Genomic DNA, 26,762 nt, shown 5'->3' with positions numbered 1-26,762 from the left:
CCCGGATCTATCGGGCCGTGCCGCCGTCATCGGCGTCGGTGATGCCGGTATGGTGCCATTCCATGGCCACGAAATAGGGCACACGGGCATAGCGGGCCGCCTGATCCGCCGGCCCGCCGGTGGGGGCCGGCTCGTCGAACCAGGCGAGACGGAGGCCCGCCTTGAGGAACAGCCGCATATAGGCCGAGAGCGGCCGGTGCCAGTTCGCGATCTCGATGCCGCGCCAGCCAACCCGCATCGGGCGGGTCTCAAGATAGCGGTCGAGCGCGAAATGGTCGGGCCGGCCTTCCGCGTCGTATTGCCAGCCGCGATCGGCCGAGGCGCTGGTGAAGCTGGTGAGGTTGGCGATCAGCAGGCTGCCGCCGGGCTTCAGCACCCGCGCCATCTCTGGGATGGCGGCGGCGATATCCGGGATGTCGATCAGCGTCAGATAGCTGACCACCAGATCGAAGCTGGCATCGGGAAAATCCAGCGCCTCGGCCCGGCCCGCGCGATAATCTCCGGCGGGGTCGCGGTCGCGGGCCACCGCGAGCAGTTCGGGCGTGGGGTCGATACCGGTCGCCCGGATGCCTTCCGCCGCCATGATCCGGCAGAAGCGCCCCTCGCCACAGCCGACATCGAGCGCGGTCTGAAAACCGCGACCGCGCAGCCGCGGGATCATCACCGGGTCGAGGACATGGGCGCGGCCATAATCGCCATGCTCGCCCTGCTCGCGAACCCAGGCATCGGCGGAAGCCCGCCAGCCGTCGTCGTCTCCGCCGGTCATGATCCCGTCACCCCGCAAGCCGTCAGCGTCCGCCGGCCACCCGCACGATGGTGCCCGACACGTAAGAGGACGCGTCGGATAGCAGAAACATGATCGTCTGCGCAACCTCGGCGGCGCTGCCGGCGCGGGCGAGCGGAATGTTCGGCGCCAGCTTCTCCACCCGGTCGGGCATGCCGGCATCGGCGTGAATATTCGTGTCGATCAGCCCCGGCGACACCGCATTGACCCGGATGCCGTCGCTGGCCAGTTCGCGCGACAGGCCGATGGTCAGGCTGTCGATCGCACCCTTCGATGCCGCATACCAGACGAACTCGCCTGGGCTGCCCAGGGTCGCTGCCGCCGACGAGACATTGACCATCACCCCGCCGCCGCCGCCCCGGCTGGTCACCATCACCCGCGCGCCGGCACGGGCCACCATGATCGCGCCGGTCACGTTCAGATCGATCACCCGCGCGATATTCGCGGGGTCGGCATCGGCCAGCCGGCTGCCGGTGCCGGTGATGCCGGCATTGTTGACCAGATGGGTCAGCCGGCCCCAGCGCGCCATCACCGCATCGACCAGCGCATCGGCGGCCCCCGGTTCGGCCATGTCGCCCTGAAACGCCTCGGCATCGGCGCCTTCGGCGCGCAGATCGGCAACCAGGGCATCGGCCGCCGCGGCGTCGCGGGCATAATTGACCGCCACCGCATAGCCGGCCGCCGCCGCCAGCCGGCAGGTGGCGGCGCCGATGCCGCGTCCGCCGCCGGTCACCAGCAGCACCTTTGCCGTATCCTTGCCCATCATCGCTCTCCCTGATCGCCAGAAACACCCCACGAGCGCATATCCGCGCATTGACCGCAAGGCCCGGAGGCGAGGATACTAGATGATCTTTGATCAAACAATGCGGCTGTCTGCCCCCGGGCGCCGCGCCCCTGCCCTGGCCGATGGACGAGACAGATGACCCGGAGCGATGCCATCCCTTCCACCGCGCGCACGATCGATCCTGCCACCGATCCCGTCACCGACCCTTGGCCGGCCGACGAGCCCCGCAACCTGACATTGACCGCCAACACCATGGTCGACGGGCTGGCGCGCAGCGCCACCCGGGATCCCGGCCGCACCGCCCTGCATTATTACGGGGCAACGCTCAGCTATGGCGTGCTGCACGAAGCGGTAGAGCGGCTGGCGGCGGCGCTGGTGCGGATCATCAGTGTCTGCCGGGGCGACCGGGTGCTGATCGCGCTTCAGAATTCGCCACAATACATCATCGCCTATCATGCCGTGCTGCGCGCCGATGCGGTGGCGGTGCCGGTCAACCCGATGTATCGCGGGCCCGAGCTTGCCTTCATCGCCGCCGACAGCGGCGCCAGGGTCGCGATCATCGGCGACGATCTGGTTGAGGACTTCGCCGGGCTGACCGAAGCCGGCGGGCCGCTGCGCGCGGTCGTTGCCGCGCATTATGCCGACATGGCCGGCAACGATCCGCGCATGCCCTGGCCGGCGGTGATGACCGCGCCGCGCGCGGCGCTGCCCGAAGGCGGCATCTGGCACGACTGGCGCGCGCTGACCGATGCCGCCGCGGCCGGCGACGCCCTGCCCCCGGCGCTGAGCGGTCGCGACGATCTGTGCCTGATGCCCTATACCTCTGGCAGCACCGGCCGGCCCAAGGCCTGCATGCACACCCATCTGTCGGTGCTGTTCACGGCGGAAGCCCAGATGCGGCTATACCAGATGACCGCCGATGATGCCGTCACCGCCTTTCTCACCCTGTTTCATGTTGCCGGCATGCAGGCCTCGATGAACGCCGCTCTGCTTGCCGGCAGCGAGATCGTGATCATGACCCGCTGGGATCGCGATCTTGTGCCGGTGCTGCTGGCCGACCGGCAGGTCAGCTTCTGGAATGCCGCGCCGGCGATGGTGGTCGACGTGCTGGGCAGCGCCAGTTTCGACCCCGCCTGTCTCGCCCGCGTGCGGGTGCTGACCGGAGGTGGTGCCGCCATGCCCGAAGCCGTTGCCGCCGAGTTGAAGCAGCGTTACGGGCTGGTGTTCATTGAAGGCTATGGCATGACCGAAACCATGTCGCCCACCCATATGAACCCGATGCATGCCCCGCGCCCGCAATGCCTGGGCATCCCGATCCACGACACCGATGCCCGCATCGTCGATCCTGAGACCCTGGCGGAACTGCCCGACGGCGAGACCGGCGAAATCGTGGTGGCGGGGCCGCAGATCCTGAAAGGCTATTGGAACCGCCCCGATGCCGATGCCGAGGCGTTCTTCATGCGCGATGGCAAACGCTTTCTGCGCACCGGCGATCTGGGCCGGCGCGACGCCGCCGGGTATTTCTATGCCGTCGACCGGCTGAAGCGGATGATCAATGTCGGTGGCTTCAAGGCCTGGCCGGCCGAGATCGAAACCGCCTTGTTCCGCCATCCCGCCATCCGCGACGCCTGCGTCATCTCGGTGCCCGATGCCCGGCGCGGCGAGGCGGTGAAAGCGGTGATCGTGCTGAAGCCCGAGGCACAGGGCCGGGTGACGGCCGAGGACATCATCGCCTGGGCGCGCGGCGAACTGGCCGCCTATAAGGTGCCGCGCGTCATCAGCTTCGCCGACAGCCTGCCCCGCACCGCCACCAACAAGGTCGATTGGCGGGGATTGCAGGATGCGGAACGGGCGCGGGCCGCCGGTACCTGACCGGGGCATCGCTCATTTGCGAATGACACGCATTGTCATGTGGTGCCGCCTCCGCTAACCTGCCCGCAGCTATCCGCCAACATCACCCGATCCAACCATGTTTCCGGGGGCGGACAGCTTGGGCACGCACAGTCTCTCGATCGGCCGGCTCTATGGTGCGGAATGCGATCGTCTGCGGCGCATCGCCCGGCGCCTCTCAGGGGATGCAACCACGGCCGAGGATCTCGTCCAGCAGGCCTTCGTCAACCTGCTCCGCCACGACGTACCGGTCAGCCAGGCCTATGTCACCACGGCGGTGCGCAACCTGACCTTGAACTATCTGCGCGACGCCAGGCGCCGTGCCGAGGTGATGCTGTCCGACGACCGGATGGCCCGGATCGCCGATCAGGCGGCATCACCAGAGGCCACGGCCATCCACCGCAACGAGGTCAGGCGGCTGCTGACGGCGATCAACGCCCTGCCGCCGCGCCGGCGCCAGAGCTTCGTGCTGAACAAGCTTGCCGGCCTCACCTATAACGAGATCGCCTTGCGCATGGGCGTGTCGCGCAACACCGTCATCTCGCAGATCGTGCAGGCGATGGCCGATCTGGACCGCATGCTGCGGTGACCCCGGATCAGGATGGCCGCGGCATGACCGATGACAGCGCCCACGACCGCGAGCAGGCCGAGGCTCTGAAATGGTTCCTGCTGATGAAAGAGGAACCGGTCGCCCACGCAGATCGTGACGCCTTCGCCAGATGGCTTGCCGGGCATGAGCGGCGTGCCGACGCCTATGCACGCGCGGAAGCGCTGTGGGCGCGCTTCGATGCGGTCAAGCCCTCCTATGACGCCATGGCGGGCGGGCGCATGTCGGATGGGCGCAGGTCGGATGGGCGCCGGATCAGCCGCCGTGCGGTGCTGACCGGCGGCGCGGTTCTGGTGGCGGGCGCCGCCGGCTCGCAACTCGTGTCGCCCGCACGCCTGCTGGCCGATGCGACGACCGGGGTGGCGGAGCGGCGGATGCTGACATTGCCCGATGGCAGCCGGGTCGAACTCGCCAGTCGCTCGGCGCTGTCGATCCGCTATACCGGCCAGCGGCGCGCCGTCACTCTGCATGATGGCGAAGGCTGGTTTCAGCCGATGCCCGATCCGCGCCCCTTCGTGGCGCGCACCGCACAGGGGCTTGTCGCCACCACACGCGCCGGCTTCGATCTGCGCGCACGTGCCCGGGCCTCGACCGTCTACGCGATCGACGGCGAGATCACGGTGATGCCCGATATGGCTGCCCCGTTCACGGTGGCGCCGCGCCAGGATGTCCGCTTCACCGACCAGGGCATGCAGCGCGCCCTGCGGCGGACACCTGAAGACGTGCTCGCCTGGCGCCACGACCGGATCGTGTTCGAGGATGTGCCGCTTGCCGAGGTGCTCGACGACCTCGGCCGCCATCGCCACGGGCCGATCCTGCTCGCCGACCGCCGGGCGGCGGCCCTGACGGTGACCGCGGTGTTCGACCTGACCGATATCGACCGGGCCCTCGCCATCATCGGCGAAACCCTGCCGGTCCGGATGTATCGCATGGCCGGGCTGGTCGTGGTGAGATCGGCCTGATCGCGTGCCCGATGTCGCATCGCGTGCCCGATGCCGCCCGGCGCTATCGCAGCAGATCGATCATCACCTGCCGGGCGGCGCGGCCTTCCGGACAGGGCAGCAGCGGATAGACATGGATCAGGCCCGGCGCCTCGTGATAGTCGACCGCGACACCGGCCGCACGTGCCTTGGCCACCAGCAACCGGGTGTCGGGATTGGTGATGTCGCGCATGCCGCTGAAGATGGTCAGGCCACCCAGCCCGCTCAGATCCGAAAACAGCGGGCTGACCAGCATGTGGTCGAGCGCAAGCATGCCGCGCCAATGCTCGATCGCGGTCCGGATGCCGGCCCGCGCTAGCCATGGATCCTGCGGTTCGACATGGTCGACCTCCGGATTGGCCATGGTCAGGTCCAGCGCCGGCGAGATCAGGATGGTGTGGCGCAGCGCCGGTGCGCCTCGCTCGCGCAGCAGCAGGGCCGCCGACAGCATGATCTGGCCACCGGCCGAATCGCCCAGCGCACTGACCCGCCCGGCACCATGCTGCCCGATCAGATCGGCGAGCATATCGGCCATCACCGGCACCACCACGCCCGCCGTGCCGCGCGGTGCCAGCGGATAGATCGGCACGATGATGGTGGCACCGCTCTGCCGGGCCAATGTCGCCGCCAGCCGCCATTGCAGCGGGTGAATTTCCCGGATCCAGGCGCCGCCATGGGCATAGACCACGTACTGCCCCGACGACTGCCCCAGCGGCGCCACGCGATAGACCGGCCAGCCGCTGTCATGGTCGACCGAGATCCGCACCCGGCGCTCCAGCCGCTTCGGCGGCCCGAAGGCGCTGGGCCTCAGACGGCTGTCCTCGATGCTGCGCGCGGTCTTTTCAGGGTCCGAGAACAGACGTTTCGCCCCGGTCAGGGCGATGAGCTGCGGCAGAAGACGGCTGGCAAGGCTCGGCACCGCGCATGCCCTTTCATCAGATTGGGTCGCCATCATGGGGCGGGCTTTCAGCATAGCCTGTGACGAGCCATGGATACGAGCCCGCATCGCCCCACCGCCACCGCCGCGCTTTTTTGCACCCGCCAGTCATTACCCCGGCCCTGCCGGGTGTCTGACCTTAATGAAGGCCGCAGCAACGGCCAGCCATGAGGCATCAGACCAGGAAGGATCGACCCCGTGCGGGCAAATCGTCAGACCCATCATCGAGCCACCGGCAGCACCCCCCGGACCCCGGCCGCGGCACAGGGCACACGCGCCATGCTGATCATCCTGCTGACCGGCACGGTGCTGCCGGTCGCGGCGCTGATGCCGATGCCGGCGCGCGCGCAGGTCCAGGACACCGCACGGCCATTCGCCATCGACGCCCAGCCATTATCCGCGGCCCTGCTGCGGTTCTCGGAAACCAGCCGGCGGCAGATCATCGCCGATGCCGGATTGCTGCGCGATAAGATGGCGCCGGCGCTGCACGGCGACTTCAACGATGACGACGCGCTCCGCCGCCTGCTGGCCGGAACCGGGCTGACCCACCGGCTCAGCGGCGATGCGGTCATCATCATGGCGGCGCCGGACGACGCCGCTGGATTGTCGCCGGAACATCTGGGGCCGCTGGTGGTGTCGGGCGCCACCGGCCGCGCGGCGCAGATCTACGAGACGGCGGCACCGAAGAGCTATGTTCCGGCCGAGACGATCGAACGCTATCGCGGCAGCAGCCCGGCCGACATGTTCCGTGGCGTGCCCGGCGTGATGTCGGGCGAGGCCCGCAACGGCGCCGGCTCGATCGACGTCAATATCCGCGGCATGCAGGGCATGGGCCGGGTCGCCGTCACCGTCGACGGCACCTCGAATGCGGTGACCGTGTATCAGGGCTATCAGGGCGTATCGAACCGGAGCTTCGTCGACCCGGATTTCCTGGCCGGCATCGACATCACCAGGGGATCGGACGTGGCATCCAGCGGCATCGCCGGCACGGTGGCCATGACCACGCTGGGGGCGGATGACATCGTCTCGGAAGGCGAGACCCTGGGTATCCGCCTGAAGGGCGGTTTCGGCACCAACACCGCCTCGCCCAGCACCGGCCAGCGCGGCGGCTATGCCTGGCCGAACTCGCCCAATGCCGAGCCGGTCGCCACATCCAGCGCCGCCGGCATGGACCGGCCATCGCTGCTGGAGCCGACCAGCGGGTCAGGCAGTGTGGTTGCCGCCCTGAAGGAAGACCGCATCGATCTGGTGGTCGGCTATGCCTATCGTCGCCAGGGCAATTATCATGCAGGTGAACATGGCCCGGCAGCCGATCCGGTCAGCACCGGCCCGCGCGAATACTGCTACGCCAGCGGCTATTGTCCGGGCACGGATTATACCGACTATATCGAGAATGGCGGCATCGCCAATTATCGCGCCGGCGAAGAGGTTCTGAACACCCAGCTTGAGACCAAATCCTGGCTGGCCAAGGGCACGCTGCGTCTGGGCGATGAACACAGCATCCAGCTTGGCTATAACGGCTTCAACAGCGAGGCCGGCGACCTTCTGGCCTCGCGCCTGACCAGCGAGCGCGGCCGGGCCGTTCAGCAGGACCAGACCGCCGGCGCCAAGGTCGACGCTTACTCGCTGAAATACCGCTGGCTGCCGGATGATGGCGAGCTTATCGACCTGAAGGCCGGCCTCTGGCAGACCAGGCTCGAAATGCGCAACCCGCGCCGCAGTCAGGTGCTGTTCCCGAAGCCCGAGGATTTCGGTCTGCCGGCGAATTACCGCACCGGATCGGACACGGTGATGTGGGGCGCCGACGTCATCAATGCCTCCCGGCTCGACACCGGCATGGGGTCGCTGGGGCTGACCTATGGTCTGTCGTATCAGAACGAGGATACCCGGCCCAGCGCCTATACGCCGGAACTGGAAAGCTGGCTCGATCTACGCGACGGCAGCCGGCAGGAGGCCGCCGGCTTCGTGAAGGCGGCATGGCAGCCGATCGACTGGCTGACCGTCAATGGCGGCCTGCGCTATCAGCATTTCTGGTCGGAGGACCGCAACGAGCCGGAACTGGCCCGGCCGGGCTATGCGTATGACAATGCGCTGGACGATGGCGGCTTCAGCCCGGCGCTGGGCGTGACGGTCGAGCCGTTCAAGGACACGCAGTTCTATGTCAACTGGTCGGATGCGCTGCGGATGCCCAGCATCATCGAGTCGGTGTCGGCCTTCACGATGAATGTGAACAAGGCTCTGGTGCCCGAGCGGTCGCGGAACTGGGAACTGGGGGTCAATCACCGCCAGAACCGGGTGCTCACCGATGGCGATCAGGCGATGGCCAAGTTCGGCGTCTTCGACTGGACGGTATCGGATTATATCGCCCGCGAATGGTATACGGTGAACGGCGTATCGGGCCTGCACATCCACAACATCGACCAGGCCCATTTCTCGGGGCTGGAATTCTCGGGCCGCTATGAAATCGACGGCTTCACCGCCGAACTCAATGCCAATTATTATCTGGATGTGGAATTCTGCCGGACGTCGGACAGTTGCGGCAACAAGTCGCTCTATGCCGATTACGCCACCAATCAGGTACCGCCCGAATACATGGTCGATCTGATGCTGTCGCAGCGCCTGTTCGACGATGCCCTGACCATCGGCGGTCGCGCATCCCATATCGGCGCCCGCGCCATCGGCCATGGCGACGTCACAGCGCAGGGTGCCTCGCAGTTCATTTCCATGATCGACTGGAAGCCCTATACCCTGGTCGATCTGTTCGCCGAACTTGAGGTGACCGACAACCTCACGACCGGCATCCGGGTGCAGAACCTCACCGACCGCTATTATGTCGACCCGTTGAGCCTGGTCCAGCAGCCGGGCCCGGGCCGCACGATCTATGCCTCGGCGACGTTGAAGTTCTGACCCGATGGGGCCGGCCTGAACGATCGTTCAGGCCGGCCCCATCTCCAGTCCAGATCAATTTCCAACGCGGATCACGCCGGATCGAGCGGGCCGCCCTCGGCATGCGCGGCGCGGAAGCCAACCTGCAAACGGTTCCATACATTGATGGCACCGATGGCGAGCGTCAGGTTGACCTGTTCGGCCGGGGTGAACGCCGCCTTGACCAGATCGTAATCGGCATCCGGCGCGCCGGTGGCGGCAAGATTGGTCAGCGCCTCGGTCCAGGCCAGCGCCGCGCGTTCGCGCGGGGTATAGAGCGTCGACTCCCGCCACGCATTCAGCATGTGCAGCCGCATTTCGGCCTCGCCGGCCCGGCGCATGTCGGTCGCGTGCATATGAATGCAGAAGGCGCAGCCATTGATCTGCGAGGCGCGCAGCTTCACCAGTTCGAGCAGCGCATGTTCAAGACCGCTCGCCCTGATGCTGGTCTCAAGGGCGACCATCGCCTTGATCCCGGCGGGAGCGGCTGTCATGTGGTTTTCCAGGCGCGGTGTCATCGTCGTCTCCATCCATCTCGGTGTCCGATGCGGGGGGCATCATCCTTAAGACGCGCCGGTGGCCGTGAATGTGACATGGCCGATCGATATGTCCGCAGGCGCACCCCGCACCGGAGCACGACCCTGACGGCCTGAACGAAAAACCCCCCGCACATGTCGCCATGTGCGGGGGGATGTCGCATCCGCGAGGATCTGGGGGGGGAGGAGGCCATCTCTCCCCACGGATGCGCGGCAGCAGCGTCTGGATCGGACATGACCGGGGAGGAGCGTGCCCTTATTCCGCTGCCGCAATCCCGGAGGCAGGGCCATAGCCGCCGCCGCCGGGAGTTTCGAAGATCACCTTGTCGCCGCGCTTCAACGGCACGTTCGCTTTGCCCGGCAGATCCGTGCGCCGGCCATCGACCGACACCAGGGTTGCGCGCGCCGGTGCGCCATCGGCACCCCCACGCAGCCCATAGGGCGGCACGATGCGGCGTTCGAACATGGTGGTCAGCGAGATGCCATCGCCCAGCACCTCATAGATCCGCACCTGCCCCTCGCCACCCTTGTGGCGGCCGGCCCCGCCCGACCCGTGGCGCAACGTCTGGCGTTCCAGGCGCAGCAGATATTCGGCCTCGATCACCTCGACCGGGGTGTTCATCACATTGGTGAGATGAACGCGGACCACACTCATGCCATCACGGTCGATGCGCGCACCCTCGCCACCGCCATGGGGTTCATAGAAGGTTGCCCAGCGTCCGTTCGGGCCGGGGCCGCTGAAGATCAGCAAGCCGGCGGAGGTGTTGCCACCGGCGGTCATCCGCTCGCCCAGCACCGGCTCGAAGGCCTTGAACAGGGCATCGACCGCACGCTGCGAGGTCTCGTGATTGCCGCCGACCACCGGCTTGTCGGGGCCGGGATCGAGCACCGAGCCCGGGCGGGTGACGATCTCAAGTGGGCGATAGCAGCCGCCATTGGGCTGGATCGCCGATCCAGCCAGCGCCTTGACCACATAGAACACCGCCGCACCGGCAATCGACGGCGTGGTGTTCAACGGGCCGGCGATCGCGTCGTCGGTGCCCGACCAGTCGAAATGCGCCCGGTCGCCCGAAATCTCCACCCGGACCCGGATCGCCACCGGCCGGTCGCCGGGGCCGCCATCATCCAGATAGTCGACACCCTCATAAACGCCATCCGGCAACGCGGTGATCGCCGCGCGCATCTGGGCTTCCGAGATATCCTGAAGGGCTGCCATCGCCTCGGCGACGGTATCGGCGCCATGACGCTCGACGATTTCCTGAATCCGCCGACCGGCGACCCGGGTGGCCGCCACCTGCGCCAGCAGATCGCCTTCCCGTTCGGCGGCACCCCGGACATTGGCCAGGATCAGCCCGATCTTCTCGTCATCGGGTTTGTCATCGGCGAAGATCCGGGTGGGCGGGATGCGCATGCCTTCCATCCAGGCATCGGTCGCCGCGGCATAATAGCTGCCCGGTGCGGCACCGCCGATATCCGCCCAATGGGCCAGCTGCACTGCAAAGGCCAGCAGCCGGTCGCCGGCGAAGACCGGCCGGATCACCTTGACGTCGGGCAGATGATTGCCGCCGACATCCGGCAGGTTCAGGATCCAGACATCGCCCGGCCGCAGCCTTTCGGCCGGCACGCGGGCCAGGAAGGCCTGGATGGTGAAGGCCATCACGCCCAGATGCACCGGCACGTCATGGCCCTGGGCGATCAGCCCGCCACGATGGTCGGTCAGGGCCGATGACAGGTCGCCCGCCTCGCGCAGCAGCGGCGACCGGGCCGAACGCATCACCACCAGCGACATTTCCTCGGCCGCCGAGGTCAGGGCGTTGCGGATGATCTCGACAATGAAGGGATCGACGCTCATGGCCCTCAGCTCCCAGTCAGACGGATATGCAGATGACCGAACCGGTCGGCCCAGGCGACGGCCCCCGGCTCCACCACCACGGTCGACACCGCGTCCTCAATGATCGCCGGCCCCTGAACGCGGACATCCACGCCCAGGCGCTCGCGATCGATCCGCGGCGTATCGACCGGCCCTGAGCCTTCGAACCAGCAGATATTGCGGCTGTTGACCGGCAGGTCGTCGGTCTCGCCCGCCGCCGTCACCGGCGCATCGGCGATCGCCACCGCCGGCACCGAGGCCCGCACACGGATCGATTCCACTTCCCACGGTTCGTCGGTGGCATAGCCATAGAGCCGGACATGCGCTTCGTGGAAAGCCGCGGTGATGTCGTCGGCGCCGCGCATGCCGGCAACCGGCACCTCGACCGCATCCGACTGGCCGACATAGCGCAGCAGGGCGACTTCCGCGGCCTCCATCCGGGCGGGATCGAAGCCCGCCTCGACCAGCGGCGTCGCCGCCTGATCGCGCAGATCGGCCAGTGCGGCATCGAACCGCGCCTCGGACCAGTCGCTGCGCTTCAGGCGCACCGTGCGCTGCATGGTGAAGGATGGTTCGGCGGCGATGCAGCCATAGGCCGAGAACCCGCCCGACACCCCCGGCACCAGAATATGATCGATGCCCACTTCGCGCGCGAGCCCGCAGGCATGCATCGGCCCGGCGCCGCCAAAGGCGATCAGCGTGCAGCCGCGGATATCCACGCCCCGCTCCACCGTCACCCGCCGCAGCGCGCGCGCCATCACCGCATTGGCGACCTGAACCACGCCAAGGGCTGTGCCTGCCGTGTCACGCCCCAGCGCCTGACCGATCGGCGCCAGAACCTTGGCCGCCGCGTCCAGATCCAGCCGGATCGAGCCGCCGAGAACCCGGTTCGGATCCAGATAGCCCAGCAGGGCATTGGCATCCGTGATGGTCGGCCGGGCGCCGCCACGGGCATAGACCGCCGGTCCCGGATCGGCGCCGGCGCTGTCCGGGCCGATGGTCAGCCCGCCATGGGCCGAACGCACGATCGACCCGCCACCGGCGCCGATCGATTCGATCGCCACCATCGGTTGGCGCACCGGCCGGCCGGCCAGCTTGCGGTTGCTTGCGATCTCGACGACGCCATCGACGATCAGCGACACATCGGTTGTGGTGCCGCCCATGTCGAAGGCGAGCGCGCGGGCGATCTCTGCCTGAGCCGCCGCACCGGCGGCGGCGGCGGCACCTGCCGCCGGACCCGACATCGCCAGCGAGAGCGGCCGTGCCCGGGCGGCCGCAAGCGAGGTCATGCCGCCGGCGGAGTGAAACAGATGCACATGGGTGCCCTCGGGCACATGGCCGCCCAGCCGCTCGACATAGGTCGAGGCCAGCGGCATCACGCCGGCATTCAACACGGTCGTCAGCGTGCGTTCATATTCGCGCGCCTCGGGGCTGACCTCATGCGACAGCGAGACATGCGGCATCAGGTCGCGCAGCCGTGCCCCCAGCGCCGCTTCATGGGCGGGCTCGGCATAGGCGTGCAGCAGCGCCACGGCGACGGCACCCGCGCCCGAGGCCTTCACCGCCTGGGCCACCCGCTCGATCTCGGCCGTGGTCGGCGCCTTCAGCACGGTGCCCTGGGCATCGACCCGTTCATCGAAGCCGAAACAGCATTCCGGCGGCACATCGGCCGGCAGCCGCGGCAGGGTCGCCAGATCATACAGGGTGTGGCGGCTCTGCCGGGCGATCGACAGCACATCCTCGAAGCCCAGTGTGGTCACCAGGGCGACCGGCGCGGTCTTGCCCTCGACCAGCGCATTGGTGACCAGGGTCGTGCCATGGACCAGTTCACTGACCTGCGGCCAGCCGAGGCCCACCGCCTCCAGCGCCGCGACCAACCCGCTCAACGGAGCCGACGGCACCGTCGGCACCTTGGCGAGACGGCGTTCACCGCTCGCGGTGTCGATCGCAACCACATCGGTGAAGGTGCCGCCGATGTCGATGCCGACCCGCCAGCGCCGGGGGGAGATATCCGGGGTGACAGACTTGGTCATGGAACGATCCGTGCTGAAGGGAGCGGGGCAGAAGCGGGTGGGACAAGGGGGCGGAACATAAGGATCGCGGCCATGGCTCACGCCGCCTTCACGGCCGGCAGCACCGCATCGACGGTCCGCTTCAGCTTGTCGACGATCTCGGCCAGTTGATCGTGGCTGGCAATGAAGGGCGGTGCCAGCAGCACATGATCACCACGCACCCCGTCGGCGGTGCCGGGCGAGGGATAGCAGATCAGGCCGTTCTGGAAGGCCAGTTCGGCGATCTTCGCGGCCAGGCCCAGTTCGGGCGCGAACGGCGCCTTGGTCGCGCGGTCGGCGACAAGCTCGATGCCACGGAAGAAGCCGCGACCGCGAATATCACCAACGAAGGGGCTGTCGCCGAAGGCATCGGTCAGCATGTCGTGCAGCACCAGCCCGTCGGCCCGGCATTTCTCGACCAGACCATCGCGGCGGATGACGGTCTGCACCGCAAGCGAGGCCGCACAGGCCAGCGTGTGGCCCGAATAGGTGTGCACCGTCGCCACCTTGCCGTCGGCCGCGATGATGTCCTGATAGACCTGTTCGGAATAGATCGCGGCGCCGATCGGCATATAACCGCCACCCAGGCCCTTGGCGATGGTCATGATATCGGGCTCGACACCATCCACCGCCAGCGCCCGCCAGGCCTCGCAGCGCCCGACGCCGCACATCACCTCGTCCGAGACCATCAGCACGCCATGGCGGTCGCAGACCTCGCGCATCCGCCGGGCATAGCCGGCCGGCGCCGGCACAGCACCACCGGCCGCCCCCACCACCGGCTCGAAAAAGAAGGCCGCCACAGTCTCAGGGCCGGCCGCGATCAGCGCCTGCTCGAACTCATTGGCCAGCGCCTCGGCCAACCCCTCAGGCCCCTGGCCGGCACCGGCGATCGGGCGATAGGCATTGGCGGCCGAGACATGAATGACATCCAGCAGCGCCTGCTCATAGGGTGCGCGCCGCGCCGGATGGCCCGACAGCGACAGCGTGCCCAGGGTATAGCCGTGCCACGACTGGTTGCGGGCGATGAACCGGGTGCGTCCCTTGAAGCCGCGGGCGCGCTGGCACTGCAGGGCCAGCTTCATCGCGGTCTCGTTCGCTTCCGAGCCGCCCGAGATATAGGACACGCGGGTCAGATTGCCGCCGGCCTGTTCCACCAGCAGCTCCGACAGGGCGTCGATCGCATCGGTGGTGAAGGTGGTCGAATAGCCGAATTCCAGCGCACCCAGCTGCTGGCGCATGGCATCGAGCACTTCGGGGTGCGAATGCCCCAGACAGAACAGCGCCGGGCCACCGGAGCCATCGATATACTGGCGGCCATCGGCGTCATGCAGGTAAACGCCCTCGCCGCGCAGGGCCTTGGGCAGGATCTGGGCTGGGGCGTGCTGGTTGACCCAGCGATGGGGACGTCCTGACATCAGGCTACCTCGTATCTTCGATCTTTGATCAAACTTTACGCTCATGCCCGTGCCTGTCAAGCAGCACACCCTGTCATTCGAGCATCCCGGCGATGAAACGGGAGACAGAGGCCAGGATTGTCGGGCGCGGGGGCGCGGGTGTGGAGGGTCGTCAGCAGAAAATCACAAATCGACCAGTGATATATCGACAGCATCCGTTTCGGTGAAGGCCGCCGGGTTGACCTCCTGGATCACGTCGGCGGCTTCCATCAAGTCCATGCGGATGGCATTGGCGGCGGCGGTCGCGTCATGGGCGCGCAGGGCCGCAATCGCCTCGCCGTGGTTAACCTCGGTTGCCTTCACACCACTCTGGCTATAGCTCAGGCGGATGAACGGACCCATTTTCAGCCACAGCATACGAATATGCTGCATCAGCACATCCGATTCGGCGGCCGCATAGATGGTGAAGTGGAAGTCCTGGTTCAGCGCGAAATAGCGCTCGGCATCATTCTCCAGCAATGCGGCGGTCATGCCGTCCGACAGCTGCTGAAGGTGGTCGCATTGCGCGGGCGTGAACCGTGGTGCCGCAAGCTCGGTGGCATGGCCTTCCAGCAGCAGGCGGATGCCCAGGATCTGGCGGAACCGTTCATGGGTCATGACCGGCACCTTGACCATGCGGTTGGGCAGCATTTCGAGTGCCCCTTCCGCCACAAGCTGGCGCAGCGCCTCACGCACCGGCATGGCGCTGACATTCAGCGCCTCGGCCAGTGCGATGATCCCCAGATGCTGCCCGGGCAGGAACCGCCCGGCCATGATCGCCGATCGCAACTGGGTATAGATCTGGTCGCGCAGCGTGGTTTTCATCGGCCTGTCGATGCCAGCCAGATCCATCAGATTTTGGGTCACATCCATCTCCTTGCCCCGGCCAGTCATCATCGTCCGCGCCATCCGGTCACGCCGCATCCGGCTCGAAATGCGGGATCGCCGCGATCAGCTCGGCCGTATAGGGATGGGCCGGCCGCTCGAAGACCGTGGCACTGTCGCCCGCTTCCACCACCTGACCACGCCTGAGCACGACCACCGTCTCGCACAGCATCCTGACCACGTTCAGGTCATGGCTGACGAACAGATAGGTCAGCCCGGTCTCGCGCCGCAGGCGATCGAGCAATCCCAATACCACCGCCTGAACGGAAACGTCGAGTGCCGCCGTCGGCTCGTCCAGGATAAGCAGTCGCGGTTCCACGGCGATCGCCCGGGCGATGCCGACACGCGCCTTCTGGCCGCCCGACAACTGATGCGGAAAGCGGTCGAGCAGGTCATGGGGCAGCCCCACCCGATCGGCCAGTTCCTCGGCACGCCGGCGCAGGGCGACACCGCTTTTCTGAGCGGTCAGCCGGCGCAGCGGATCGACGATGCTGTCGAAGGCGGTGAAGCGCGGGTTCAGACTGTCGGTCGGATCCTGAAACACGATCTGGATGTCACGGCGCAACGGGTGCTTGTGAAACAGATCGGCCGGCACGCTGGCGATATCCTCGCCGTCGAACAGGATCTCGCCGCCGGTCGTATCCAGCAGCCGGCAGACCATGCGCGAAATCGTGGTCTTGCCCGATCCGCTTTCCCCCACCAGCCCCAGCGCCTGGCCGGGTTTCAGCGAAAAGCTCACATCATCGACCGCGTTCATGTCGCCGAAACGCTTGAACAGCCCGCGCAGTTCCAGCAGTGGCGTCGCCGGGCTGGCGGTCGCCGGCGCGTGGTGTCCGGCGGCCTCGGCCGGGGCCACATCCAGGGCTTCCGGGGCGACGGCCATCAGATCGGACAAGGTCGATGTCCGGCGTGGCGTCGCCGCCACCAGCCGGCGGGTATAGGGGTGTTCCGGCCGCGCGAACAGGGCACCGGCCGGTGCCGCTTCAACCAGCAGGCCGCGTTCCATCACCGCGATCCGGTCGCAATAGGCGGCGGCGAGGCCCAGATCATGGGTGATCAGCATCATCGACATGCCGCGCTCGCGGGTCAGCGTCGCCACCAGATCCATCACGGTCTTCTGGGTGGTGACGTCCAGCCCGGTGGTCGGCTCGTCGGCGATCAGCAGGTCCGGATGGCAGGCCAGCGCCAGCGCGATCATCACCCGCTGGCACATGCCGCCCGACAATTCATGCGGATAGGCCGCCATCCGCTTCGCCGGATCATTGATCCGCACCTGATCGAGCAACTGCACCGCCTTGGCCAGCGCCGCCCGCCGGCCAAGGCCTTCATGGGCCGCCAGCACATCGGCCAACTGGTCGCCGACCTTGCGGATCGGGTTCAGCGCCGCGCGCGGGTTCTGGAAGATCATCGAGATCGCGCCGCCGCGCAGGCGCTTGAACGTCGAGCGTGGGGCACCGACAAGATTGCCGCCGCGATAGACGATCTGGCCGCCATCGATGCGGCCGGCGCGATCCAGCAGGCCGGTGATCGCATAGGCGGTCACCGATTTGCCCGACCCGCTTTCGCCCACCACGCCCAGCGCCTCACCGGCGGCGATGTCGAATGAAATGCCGCGGATCGCCTCGACTGTCCCGCGACGGGTGGAAAAGCCGACCTTCAGATCCCTGACCGACAGCAGCGGTTCGCCGGTTGCAGGCGCGGTGCGCTGGCGGCGGGTGTCGATCAGAGTTGCTCCGTTATCCGCCATCATGTCCGCATCCTCGGATCGAGCATGTCGCGCAGACCATCGCCGAGCAGGTTGAAGCACAGCACGGTGGCGACCAGGGCAAGGCCGGGGAAGGCCACGGTCCACCAATAGCCGGTGGTGATGAAACGGGCGCCTTCGGCCACCATGATGCCCCATTCCGGGGTCGGCGGCTGCACGCCCAGGCCGATGAACGACAGGCCGGCGGCATTCAGGATCGACCAGCCCAGGTTCAGCGAGATCTGCACCATCATCGCCGGCATCACATTGGGCAGCAGGAAGCGGAACAGCACCGCCATCTTGCCATTGCCCGAGGCACGCGCCGCCTCCACCCAGCCCAGTTCGCGGCGGACATTCACCTCGGCGCGGGCGAAGCGGATATAGAATGGCAGATTGATGATCGCGGTCGCATAGACCACGTTCTCCACCCGGTTGCCCAGCGCCGCGACCAGCGCCATGGCCAGCACGAACAGCGGAAACGCCATCACCACATCGACCATGCGGCCGGTGATCTTGTCGAAGCGCCCGCCCAGATAGCCGGCCGCACCACCGATGGCGGTGCCGATGGCGAAGGACAGCGCCACGGCGGCGATGGCGATACCGAGATCCAGGCGGGTCGCGACCAGCACCCGGCTGAAGATGTCGCGGCCCAGCCGGTCGGTGCCGAACCAGTTGTCGGCCGATGGCGGGGTCAGGGCGATGGCGACGTTCGATGCCAGCGGATCATGCGGCGCGATCGCGGGGCCGATGATGGCGATGATGACCAGGATCAGGGCGGCGGCGGCCGCGGCGGCGGTGACCAGGTTGCCGCGCAGAACCCAGCCCACATGTTTCAGCGTGGCGGTGCTCATTCGATGGCGACCCTTGGATCGGCGATCCCATAGGCGAGATCGACCAGAAGATTGACGATGACGAAGATGCCCGCCATCAGCAGCACGAAGCCCTGCACCGGCGCGTAATCCGACGCCAGCAGCGCATCCAGCGTGTAAGACCCGACCCCCGGCCAGGAGAACACCTTCTCGACCAGGACATTGGCGCCCAGCATGGTCGAGAACATGATGCCGGTGGTGGTCAGCACGGGCAGGATGGCGTTGCGCAGGGCATAGACATTGACCACCTTCCAGGCCGGCAGGCCCAGCGCGCGGGCGGTGCGCACGAAATCGCCACCCAGCGCCGCCAGCATCGAGGCCCGGGTCATGCGCGCCAGCGGCGCCAGCACGAACAGCGCCATGGTGATGGCCGGCAGCAGCAACTGGCCCAGCGCCGCCATGAAGACCTCGCCGTCACCGGCGATCAGGCTGTCGATCAGCAGGAAGCCGGTCACCTCGGGCGGGGCGATCAGGAAGACATCGATCCGGCCGGTCGGATCCGGCGACCAGCCCAGCAGGTAATAGAACACGAAGATCAGCAGCAGCCCCGACACGAAGGTCGGCATGGCGACTCCGGCGGTGCACACGATCCGCACCGCGTGATCGACCATCGAGCCCGGCATCAATGCGGCGAGGATGCCCAGCGGCAGAGCCGTGCCCAGCGCCAGGATCAAGGCCAGGATGGTGAGTTCCAGCGAGGCCGGCAGCCGTTCCGACAAATCGTCGAGCACCGGCCGGCCGGTGGTCATCGAGGTGCCGAAATCGCCGGTCACGACGTCGCCCAGATACAGCAGCAACTGCTCCGGCACCGAGCGGTCCAGCCCCAGCTTCACCCGCATCGCCTCGATCTCGGCCTCGCCGGAACTGGGGCCGGAGGCAAAGAACACGGCCGGGTCGCCGGGCAACATCCGCATCAGCACGAAGGTGAAGACCAGCACGCCCAGCAGCACCGGCAGGGCGGCGATCAGCCGTCGGGCGGACCGGTATGCGATGGTTCGCATGATGGGTCTCCTGTCCTGGATGGTGGCCCCGCCTTGCTCCGGCCCAGGTGACCGGAGACAAGGCGGGGCCACATCCACGTTACTTGGTGCGGGTCAGGCTGCGATAGTCGGTCTGGCGGTGGAACCAGTAGGTGAAGCCGTCGATGTCCTTGGCCATCACGGCATCCAGGGCCGGCTGCCACAGCATCACCACCGGTGCCTTCTCGGCGGCGATCGCCACCATCCGGCGCGCTGCCGTCTCATAGGCCGCCGGGTCGCGCTCATAGCGGGCCTTGGCGGTCAGTTCGGCCAGTTCCTCATCCACGAACGAGCCATAGTTCCAGCGGGTCTCACCCTGGAAGAACACCCGGAAGAAATAATCCGCCGAGGGCAGCCAGGCGATGGCGCTTTCCGTGAAGAAGGGCAGCTTCTTTTCCGAAATCAGGGTGCCCATCTGGGCATCCGGCACCTTCTCGACCGTGACGTCGATGCCGATCTTGGCGAGCGATTCCTTCAGCAGCGCCGCGATCGGCTCGCTGGTCGCCGCCGAACCGACATTGAACGAGAAGCTGGTCTTGAAACCGCCCGGATGGCCGGCTTCGGCCAGCAGCGCCTTGGCCTTGTCCAGATTGGTCGAGAACGGCAGGCGCTGCGGGAACTTGCCGGTATCCGGCAGGCCATTCTCCCATTTCGCACCCCAGAGCGGTGCGCCACGGCGATAGAGTGCCGCCGTGAACATGTCGTCGAACGGCAGGGCATAGGCCACGGCCTGACGCACCCTCGGGTCGTCGAACGGCGCCATGCGGGTGTTGAAGGCGATCATCTGGAAGGCGTTGATCTGCGGGATCGACACCACCTTGACCGCATCACGGCCCTTCAGCGCCAGAACGTCGCTGGACTGAAGGTCGATCGAGAGGTCGGCGTCGCCGCGCTCGATCAGGCTGGCGCGGGTCGATGCCTCAGGCACGGTCTGAACGATGATCCGCTTGAAATAGGGCAGCGGGCCGCTCTTCCAGTCGTCGAAACGGTCCAGCACCACCTGCTGGCCGGCCTTGAACGACGACACCTTATAGGCGCCGCCCGATGCCTGATTTTCCTTCAGCCATTCGGTCGCCCAGGGATCTTCGGCCGTCGCATGTTCCTTGGCGAGGTCGCTGTTCAGGATCACCGGGAACACCACCGCCAGATTGGGCACCGCCAGCCGGTCGGGCTTGTCCAGGGTCACCTGGATGGTGTGGTCGTCGACGATCTTGAACTGATCGGGCGACTTCAGCGAGCCGGTGCCCATCTGCGCGCCGGGGCCCTTCAGCGACACCGCGCGGTCCAGCGACCACTTGACGTCCTCGGCCGTGATCGGCGAGCCGTCGTGGAAGGTCGCATCCTTGCGCAGGTTGAAGGTGACGGTCAGGCCGTCATCGCTGATGGTGAAGCTTTCGGCCAGCTCCCCCTTCATCTTGTCGAAGTCGTAGATATAGCCGTCGCCGAACTTCTTGCGGTCCCAGCTCACCAGCCGGTCATAGATGTTCCAGTTCAGACCGAAGCCGTCGCGGGTGATGCCCTGCATGCCGGCATCCAGGCTGTTGACCTGGCCGCCGGTCACGACGCGCAGCGTCTCTTCCCGGCTCTGCGCATGGGCGGCACCCGCGATGCCGATCAGCGTCAGCGCCGCCGACGCCGCCGCTGCGAAAAGGTGAGCGCGTATGCGCCCCCTTGGCCGTGTGTGCAGCATTCCTGCCTCCTGTCGATGGTCCCGTGCGGTTCTTGTTTGGAATCGTCCGTCTCGGGGGCTTCAAGGACGGTCGTCTGCCCGTCCCCGTCCGGAACCCGTGGCGCTCCCCGCCTGGCCAGGCTCCGGATGTGGACGGGAGAGATGATGATCAGGCGGCGGCAGCGGTCTGACGCACGCCCAGCATCTCGCGGGCCTCGTCAGGGGTCGCCACCGGCCGGCCCAGCTCTTCCACGATGCGGCGGATCTTGGCGACCTGCTCGGCATTCGACTCTGCCATCCGGCCGGGGCCGGCATAGAGGCTGTCTTCCATGCCGACCCGGACATGGCCGCCCATCGCGGCCGCCATGGTCGCGAAATTGATCTGGTGACGGCCGGCGGCCAGCACCGACCATTCGAAGGCGTCGCCGAACAGGCGGTCCGCGATGGTCTTCATATGCGCCAGATTGTCGGGGTCGGCACCGATGCCGCCCAGAATGCCGAACACCATCTGCACGAACAGCGGCGGGGTCGCGAGCTTGCGGTCCAGAAAATGCGCCAGCGTATACAGATGGCCGACGTCATAGCATTCGTATTCGAACCGGGCGCCACGGGTCTCGCCCATCTCGCGCAGGATGGTCTCGATATCGCCGAAGGTGTTGCGGAAGATCACATTCTTGGTGGCCTCGACATAGGGCTTCTCCCACGGGAAGCGCCAGTCCTGATAGCGGCTGCCAAGGTCGGAATAGACGAAGTTCATCGAGCCCATATTCAGCGAGCAGATCTCGGGCGCCAGACCCAGCGGCCCTTCAAGCCGCTGCTCCATGGTCATGGCGGTGGAGCCGCCGGTGGTGATGTTGATCACCGCATCGCATTGCTGGCGGATGCGCGGCACGAAGCCTTCGTAATGGGCAAGCTTCGGGCTCGGCCGGCCATCTTCCGGGTCACGGGCATGCAGATGCAGGATCGCGGCGCCCGCCTTGGCGGCATCCACGGCCTGGGTCGCGATGTCGTTGGGCGTGAACGGCAGATGCGGCGACATGGTCGGCGTATGAACCGCCCCGGTCACGGCGCAACTGATGATCAGCTTCTTGGGCGCATTGCGTTTCTTCGCGGGGGCGGCATCCGCGGCGTTGGTTTCGGGCGCTCCGGCCATGGGGCGGTTCCTTCGTATCCTGCGGGGAGGGTGGCGCGGGTCCGGTCGGTCGCGGTGCATCAGGCCGAGCGATCCCCTCGCCGCCCGGCAGATGCGCAGGCATCTGCCATAACGGCCGGTCGCGGATCGCATCGTTCTGTCAGGGGGGCAGCCGCTTTCGGGGTGTCTACCGGGTCGGCGTCGTTTCTCGTTCGATCTTTGATCAAAGATTTGATCATATGGCCCCCACTTGTCAAACTGCTTGTGCATGAAAACCGACAGACGGGGGTACACGATGTTGAGAGGCACCCTGCCCGAGCCGACGCCATCGACGGCGTGGTTCTGGGAGGCCGCGGCGCGCGGCGAACTGCATGTGCAGGCCTGCGACGCCTGCGACGGCCGCCATTTCCCGCCCCGGCCGTTCTGCCCGTCCTGCGGCAGCCGCGACGTGACGGCCCTGCGGTGTTCGGGCCGCGCCACCCTGCACAGCTATGTCATCAACCACATGGTGCCAAAGGATGGCGACGGCCCCTATGCGGTGGCGGTTGTCCGTCTTGAAGAAGGGCCGATGATGATGACCAACATCGTCGACTGCCCCCAGACGCCCGAGGCCCTGATGCTGGACATGGCCCTGGAGGTGGTGTTCGACAGGGTGTCCGACACCATCACCCTGCCCAAGTTCCGCCCGGCCGGCGCCGCTGCATCCGGAGAGGCCGCATGAGCCTGACCCGCCCCCTCGCCTCGATCGTCGGTGCCGCCGAAACCACCCGGCTGGGCGTTCTGCCCGATATGTCGGAACTGGACCTGCACGCCGATGCCGCCCTGAACGCGCTGGCCGATTGCGGCCTGACACCGGCCGATATCGACGGCATCGCCACCGCGGGCGAAAACCCGGCCATGCTGGCGCAGTATCTGGGCATCACGCCGACCTGGGTGGATGCCACCAATATCGGCGGCTGTTCGTTCATGACCCATGTCGCCCATGCGGCGGCGGCCATCCAGGCCCGTCTGTGCCGGACGGTGCTGATCACCCATGGTGAGAGCGGCCGGTCGCGGGTTGGCAATGTGCCATGGACGGTGCCGGCCCATTCGCTGATGGGCCAGTTCGAACTGGGCTATACCCCCACGATGGCGGCAACGCTGTTCACGATCCCGGCCCTGCGCTACATGAAGACCTTCGGTGTCACCGAAGAGGATCTGGCCCGGGTCACCGTGGTGCAGCGGCAATGGGCCGGCTTCCATCCCCGCGCCTTCCGCCGCGATCCGGTGACCATCGATCAGGTGCTGACCTCACGCATGATCGCCTGGCCGTTCCGGATTCTGATGTGCTGCCTGGTCACCGATGGCGGCGGCGCGCTGATCGTGACCTCACCAGAGCGCGCGGCCGATTTCCCGACCCGGCCGGTCGACGTGATCGGCACCGGTGAAAGCGTCGAACATCTGATGATCACCGAGATGAAGGAATATACCGCCTCGCGCGCCTTCAAGGTGGCAGGGGATGCGGCCTTCGCCTCGGCTGGCATTGCCCGCGCGGATGTCGATCATCTGATGATCTATGATGCCTTCGCTCATGTGCCGCTCTATGGCCTGGAAGCGCTGGGCTTCGTGAAACCGGGCGAGGCGGCGGGCTTCATCGCCGACGGCCATACCGCTCCTGGCGGCCGGCTGCCGATGAACACCAATGGCGGCGGCATCAACTACATGCATTCCGGGATGTATGGCATGTATGCGCTGCAAGAGGCGGTGCGCCAGATGCGCGGCACCGCACCGGCCGGCGCGCAGGTACAGGACGCAAAAATCTCGGTGGTCCAGGGGGTCGGCGGCATGTTCGGCACCGCCGGCACGGTGGTGTTGGCAAGGCGCTGACCGCCTCCCGGTCACCATGGCCAAGGTCATTCCATAAAACCGATTGATTGTTCCGGGGCATGGCCACAGATCTTTAAACGACCACCGGAATTGGGGGGCGGCGTGATGCGTGGACTGGTTGTGACAATTGCGTTGGCGGGCCTGATGGTGGGATGTGCCCCTCCCCCCGTTGACTGGGACTCTTTGAACTATACGGATGGAAAAGCTGCCGGCTCAAACGATCCCCCGGACGTGACGGACCTGCAAGACCAGTCTCATGGAGACGGTGATGGTGCGGGATCTGGAGGACCAGGTGCCGGCCCCAATGGCTGATACGGATGGCCCGGCATAGGTGTCCCTTGATCCTTATGCCGGGTCATCCGAAATCTGGCACGTCGAAGACCCGTTCGCAGAGAAACGGGTATCACGTTCCGGGATGACGCGGCAGCACCACGCGCACGGCAAGGCCGGTCTCGCCACCGCCGCCCGCCGCCTGCCGGTCGACCAGTTCCAGCCGTCCGCCATGCAGTTCGGCATAGTGCCGCGCCAGTGGCAGGCCCAGCCCCACCCCCGATGTCGCCGTCCGCACATCACCCGATGGCGTGGCGAAGGGTTCGGTCAGGCCATGCAGCCGCTCGGCGGCGATGCCGGGGCCGTCATCGACAATGTCGATCAGCACCTCCCGGATGTCGGTGCCGTCCACGCGCACCCGAACGCAGCCGCCCTCGCGCCCATGGCGGGCGGCGTTGTCGATCAGGGCCTGGACCATCCGTGACAGCAGCCTGGGATCGGCCTCCATCGCCGCCGACCCCTGGGTCAGCAGGTCCAGGCGGGCGCCATGGCGGCGCAGGGCCGTGCCGCAGGCGGCGGCGGCCTCGGCCACGATCTGCGCCAGATCGACCGGCTGACGGTCGGGTATCAGGCTGCCGGTCTCGATATTGGCAAGATCCAGCAGGCCATCGATGACCTGAAGCAGATGACGCCCGGCAACCGAGACATGTCCGGCATAATCCTTATAGGTCCGCACGCCCACCGGCCCCAGCATCTCGCCCTCGATGACATCGGCAAAACCGATGACCGCGTTCAGCGGCGTGCGCAGTTCGTGGCTCATATGGGCCAGGAACAGTGACTTCGCGGCGCTGGCGGCAATGGCGCGGTTCTGCGCCGCCAGGATGTCGAACTGGGCTCGTTTCATCGCCGAGATGTCGATCGACATCACCACGGCCCCGCCCGGCAATCCCTGGGCATCGACAACCGCGGTCACCGTGGTCTGAAACCAGCGGGTCGCGGTTCCGACCATGACGGGAAAGTCGTGGCTCGCCTCGGATTTCTGTCCCGACAGCACCGACAGCACCGCCTGGACCATGCCGGCGGGCAATGACCGCGCGGTCTCGACACCACCGGGCCCCGGCTGTCCGCCGCCGGCGCCGCCAAATCCATCGCGCCTGCCCCGGAAATCCTGTCCGATCCGGATTTCCGGCGCGGTGTCGCCCAGATCCGCCGCCAGCCGGTGCCAGGCCCGGTTCATCGCGACCACATTGCCGGCCGCGTCCAGCAACCATACCACCGCCGGAATGGAATCCAGGATGGCCGACTGCACCCGCAGCAGCCGGTCGGAATCGGCCTGACGCATCCGCAGCACCCGGTTGGCCAGCTCGCGTTCGGTGATGTCGAAGGCGGCGGTCAGAATTGCCGCGCGCCCCTCCCATTCAAGCCGGTGGGTGACGATCTCGACATGGAAGGTATCGCCATTGGCCGCCCGATGCCGCCAGGGGCCGCTCACCTCATGGGCGCGGGCCCGTGTGGACAGCACCTGCATCACCGCGGGCACGTCCTCGGCCGGCCGCAGATCCAGCAGTGACATGCCAAGCAGCGTATGGGCGTCGTAACCATATTTGGTCACCATCGCCTCGTTGACCGACAGCAACCTAAGGTTGTGCTCATCATAGATCCACATCGGTACCGGATTGGCGTCATAGAGCGCGCGGAACATGCGCTCCCGCGCTTCCGCCGCCTCGGCGCCCTGTCGGCCGCCCTCGGGGTCGCGCAGCACCGCCATCCAGCCGCCGGCGAACAGTCCGGAGGGTGCCAGGCAGCTTATGTCGAGCCGGGCGATCCCGGCATCGCCATCGGCGCGTGGATCCAGAACCGCGACACGTTCGGCCTGGCCCGATGCCAGGCTGCGGCCGATCGCCGCCCTCAGCGGCCCCACCACACCCGGCCGGTCCAGTGGCGGCGGCAGCGCGGCGAAGGGGGCGACGTGTCCGAAATGGCGGCTGGCATGGGTCAAGCCCGATGGCGGGCCATCGACCGGGCGAGCCTCGACGATCAGCACGCCGTCATCCACCGCATCGAGCGCGCCCGCCAGCAGCCGTGCCCGCTCGTCGGCCGCCATGCCGTTCAGGATCAATTGCAACTGCGCGGCCAGATCCGCCACCAGATCCGGATCGATGGGCACGATGCCGCCCGGCATGGTCAGGGTCAACAGCACCGGGCGGGGGCGCACCGCCAGCCGCACGACCTGCTCAGTCCGCCCGCCACGGCTGTCACCGCCGCCGGCCGCTTGCGGTCCGCTCCAGTCGACAAGGCACTGCACCGCCGACGAGGCAGGGGCCGACAGCCACAGAACCACGCGGGCGGCACCGAAGGCGTCGCCGATCGCGCCGGCCCAGGCTCTGATTGCCTCGGCATGGCCACCTGCCGCAGCCGCGGCGCGCAAACACATCCGGTTGAGCGCGATCGGATCGATCGCCATCCCGGCCTCCCGTCCGACGGTGCGATCGCCCGTCCCTGATGCCTGAT

Annotated in this window: 20 protein-coding genes; 6 read left to right on the top strand and 14 right to left on the bottom strand. The window is 67.1% G+C overall.

Features of this window, described 5'->3' with window-relative positions:
• Positions 1 to 7: 7 nt before the first annotated feature.
• The gene (locus IEW15_RS06610) at positions 8 to 766 is read right to left on the bottom strand and encodes a class I SAM-dependent methyltransferase (RefSeq protein ID WP_188576019.1); all 759 of its coding nucleotides are present in this window, start codon (positions 764 to 766) and stop codon (positions 8 to 10) included.
• Positions 767 to 788: 22 nt separating this feature from the next.
• Entirely contained in the window at positions 789 to 1,547 is a 759-nt protein-coding gene (locus IEW15_RS06605; RefSeq protein ID WP_188576017.1) for an SDR family oxidoreductase, read from the bottom strand.
• Between the two features lie 156 nt (positions 1,548 to 1,703).
• Here IEW15_RS06605 and IEW15_RS06600 point away from each other — a divergent pair, with 156 nt between their 5' ends.
• The 3 genes from IEW15_RS06600 to IEW15_RS06590 all read left to right on the top strand — a co-directional run bounded on the left by IEW15_RS06600 (position 1,704) and on the right by IEW15_RS06590 (position 5,027).
• Positions 1,704 to 3,440, top strand: coding sequence for a long-chain-fatty-acid--CoA ligase (locus IEW15_RS06600; protein ID WP_188576015.1), 1,737 nt, complete (start codon positions 1,704 to 1,706; stop codon positions 3,438 to 3,440).
• Positions 3,441 to 3,558: 118 nt separating this feature from the next.
• The gene (locus IEW15_RS06595; protein WP_188576013.1) at positions 3,559 to 4,047 is read left to right on the top strand and encodes an RNA polymerase sigma factor; all 489 of its coding nucleotides are present in this window, start codon (positions 3,559 to 3,561) and stop codon (positions 4,045 to 4,047) included.
• Positions 4,048 to 4,070: 23 nt separating this feature from the next.
• A complete protein-coding gene (locus IEW15_RS06590) occupies positions 4,071 to 5,027 on the top strand; it encodes a FecR family protein (RefSeq protein ID WP_188576011.1) in 957 nt (318 codons plus the stop codon).
• Positions 5,028 to 5,070: 43 nt separating this feature from the next.
• Here IEW15_RS06590 and IEW15_RS06585 read toward each other — a convergent pair whose 3' ends face one another.
• Entirely contained in the window at positions 5,071 to 5,964 is an 894-nt protein-coding gene (locus IEW15_RS06585; protein ID WP_188576009.1) for an alpha/beta hydrolase fold domain-containing protein, read from the bottom strand.
• 216 nt (positions 5,965 to 6,180) lie between these two features.
• On the opposite strand from IEW15_RS06585, the gene IEW15_RS06580 reads away from it, so the two are divergent.
• Positions 6,181 to 8,889, top strand: a complete 2,709-nt coding sequence (locus IEW15_RS06580) for a TonB-dependent receptor (protein ID WP_229707867.1) — start codon at positions 6,181 to 6,183, stop codon at positions 8,887 to 8,889.
• Positions 8,890 to 8,960: 71 nt separating this feature from the next.
• Here the strand turns inward: IEW15_RS06580 and IEW15_RS06575 are convergent, their stop codons facing one another.
• The 10 genes from IEW15_RS06575 to IEW15_RS06530 form a co-directional block, all read right to left on the bottom strand.
• On the bottom strand, positions 8,961 to 9,425 hold the full coding sequence (locus tag IEW15_RS06575) for a carboxymuconolactone decarboxylase family protein (protein ID WP_188576073.1): 465 nt from the start codon (positions 9,423 to 9,425) through the stop codon (positions 8,961 to 8,963).
• A gap of 274 nt (positions 9,426 to 9,699) precedes the next feature.
• Positions 9,700 to 11,295 (bottom strand): hydantoinase B/oxoprolinase family protein, encoded by a 1,596-nt coding sequence (locus IEW15_RS06570; protein WP_188576007.1) that lies wholly within the window; start codon positions 11,293 to 11,295, stop codon positions 9,700 to 9,702.
• Between the two features lie 5 nt (positions 11,296 to 11,300).
• Positions 11,301 to 13,346 carry a hydantoinase/oxoprolinase family protein gene (locus IEW15_RS06565; protein ID WP_188576003.1) on the bottom strand — a complete coding sequence of 682 codons (2,046 nt, stop codon included), beginning with the start codon at positions 13,344 to 13,346 and terminating at the stop codon, positions 11,301 to 11,303.
• 77 nt (positions 13,347 to 13,423) lie between these two features.
• Positions 13,424 to 14,779 carry an aspartate aminotransferase family protein gene (locus IEW15_RS06560; RefSeq protein ID WP_188576002.1) on the bottom strand — a complete coding sequence of 452 codons (1,356 nt, stop codon included), beginning with the start codon at positions 14,777 to 14,779 and terminating at the stop codon, positions 13,424 to 13,426.
• A 162-nt stretch (positions 14,780 to 14,941) separates the two neighbouring features.
• Entirely contained in the window at positions 14,942 to 15,664 is a 723-nt protein-coding gene (locus IEW15_RS06555) for a GntR family transcriptional regulator (RefSeq protein WP_188575999.1), read from the bottom strand.
• A 46-nt stretch (positions 15,665 to 15,710) separates the two neighbouring features.
• Positions 15,711 to 17,432: a dipeptide ABC transporter ATP-binding protein gene (locus tag IEW15_RS06550; protein ID WP_188575997.1), complete on the bottom strand. Its 1,722-nt coding sequence runs from the start codon at positions 17,430 to 17,432 to the stop codon at positions 15,711 to 15,713.
• Positions 17,429 to 18,277, bottom strand: coding sequence for an ABC transporter permease (locus IEW15_RS06545; protein WP_188575995.1), 849 nt, complete (start codon positions 18,275 to 18,277; stop codon positions 17,429 to 17,431). The genes IEW15_RS06550 and IEW15_RS06545 overlap by 4 nt, the downstream gene beginning before the upstream one ends.
• Positions 18,274 to 19,296, bottom strand: coding sequence for an ABC transporter permease (locus tag IEW15_RS06540; RefSeq protein WP_188575991.1), 1,023 nt, complete (start codon positions 19,294 to 19,296; stop codon positions 18,274 to 18,276). The genes IEW15_RS06545 and IEW15_RS06540 overlap by 4 nt, the downstream gene beginning before the upstream one ends.
• A gap of 79 nt (positions 19,297 to 19,375) precedes the next feature.
• Positions 19,376 to 21,004 carry an ABC transporter substrate-binding protein gene (locus IEW15_RS06535; RefSeq protein ID WP_188575988.1) on the bottom strand — a complete coding sequence of 543 codons (1,629 nt, stop codon included), beginning with the start codon at positions 21,002 to 21,004 and terminating at the stop codon, positions 19,376 to 19,378.
• Between the two features lie 148 nt (positions 21,005 to 21,152).
• Positions 21,153 to 22,136 carry a BKACE family enzyme gene (locus IEW15_RS06530; RefSeq protein ID WP_188575986.1) on the bottom strand — a complete coding sequence of 328 codons (984 nt, stop codon included), beginning with the start codon at positions 22,134 to 22,136 and terminating at the stop codon, positions 21,153 to 21,155.
• Between the two features lie 274 nt (positions 22,137 to 22,410).
• Here IEW15_RS06530 and IEW15_RS06525 point away from each other — a divergent pair, with 274 nt between their 5' ends.
• Both IEW15_RS06525 and IEW15_RS06520 read left to right on the top strand, forming a co-directional pair.
• Positions 22,411 to 22,836, top strand: coding sequence for a Zn-ribbon domain-containing OB-fold protein (locus IEW15_RS06525; RefSeq protein ID WP_188575983.1), 426 nt, complete (start codon positions 22,411 to 22,413; stop codon positions 22,834 to 22,836).
• A gap of 2 nt (positions 22,837 to 22,838) precedes the next feature.
• Complete coding sequence (locus tag IEW15_RS06520) at positions 22,839 to 23,981, top strand: thiolase C-terminal domain-containing protein (protein ID WP_372402850.1); 1,143 nt, start codon at positions 22,839 to 22,841, stop codon at positions 23,979 to 23,981.
• A 403-nt stretch (positions 23,982 to 24,384) separates the two neighbouring features.
• Here IEW15_RS06520 and IEW15_RS06515 read toward each other — a convergent pair whose 3' ends face one another.
• Positions 24,385 to 26,715, bottom strand: a complete 2,331-nt coding sequence (locus tag IEW15_RS06515; RefSeq protein ID WP_188575979.1) for a PAS domain-containing sensor histidine kinase — start codon at positions 26,713 to 26,715, stop codon at positions 24,385 to 24,387.
• Between the last annotated feature and the right edge of the window lie 47 nt (positions 26,716 to 26,762).

The organism is Tistrella bauzanensis (assembly GCF_014636235.1).
Lineage (GTDB): Bacteria > Pseudomonadota > Alphaproteobacteria > Tistrellales > Tistrellaceae > Tistrella > Tistrella bauzanensis.
The sequence above is the reverse complement of the archived record's forward strand: the minus strand, read 5'-3'. Positions and strand labels throughout refer to the sequence as shown.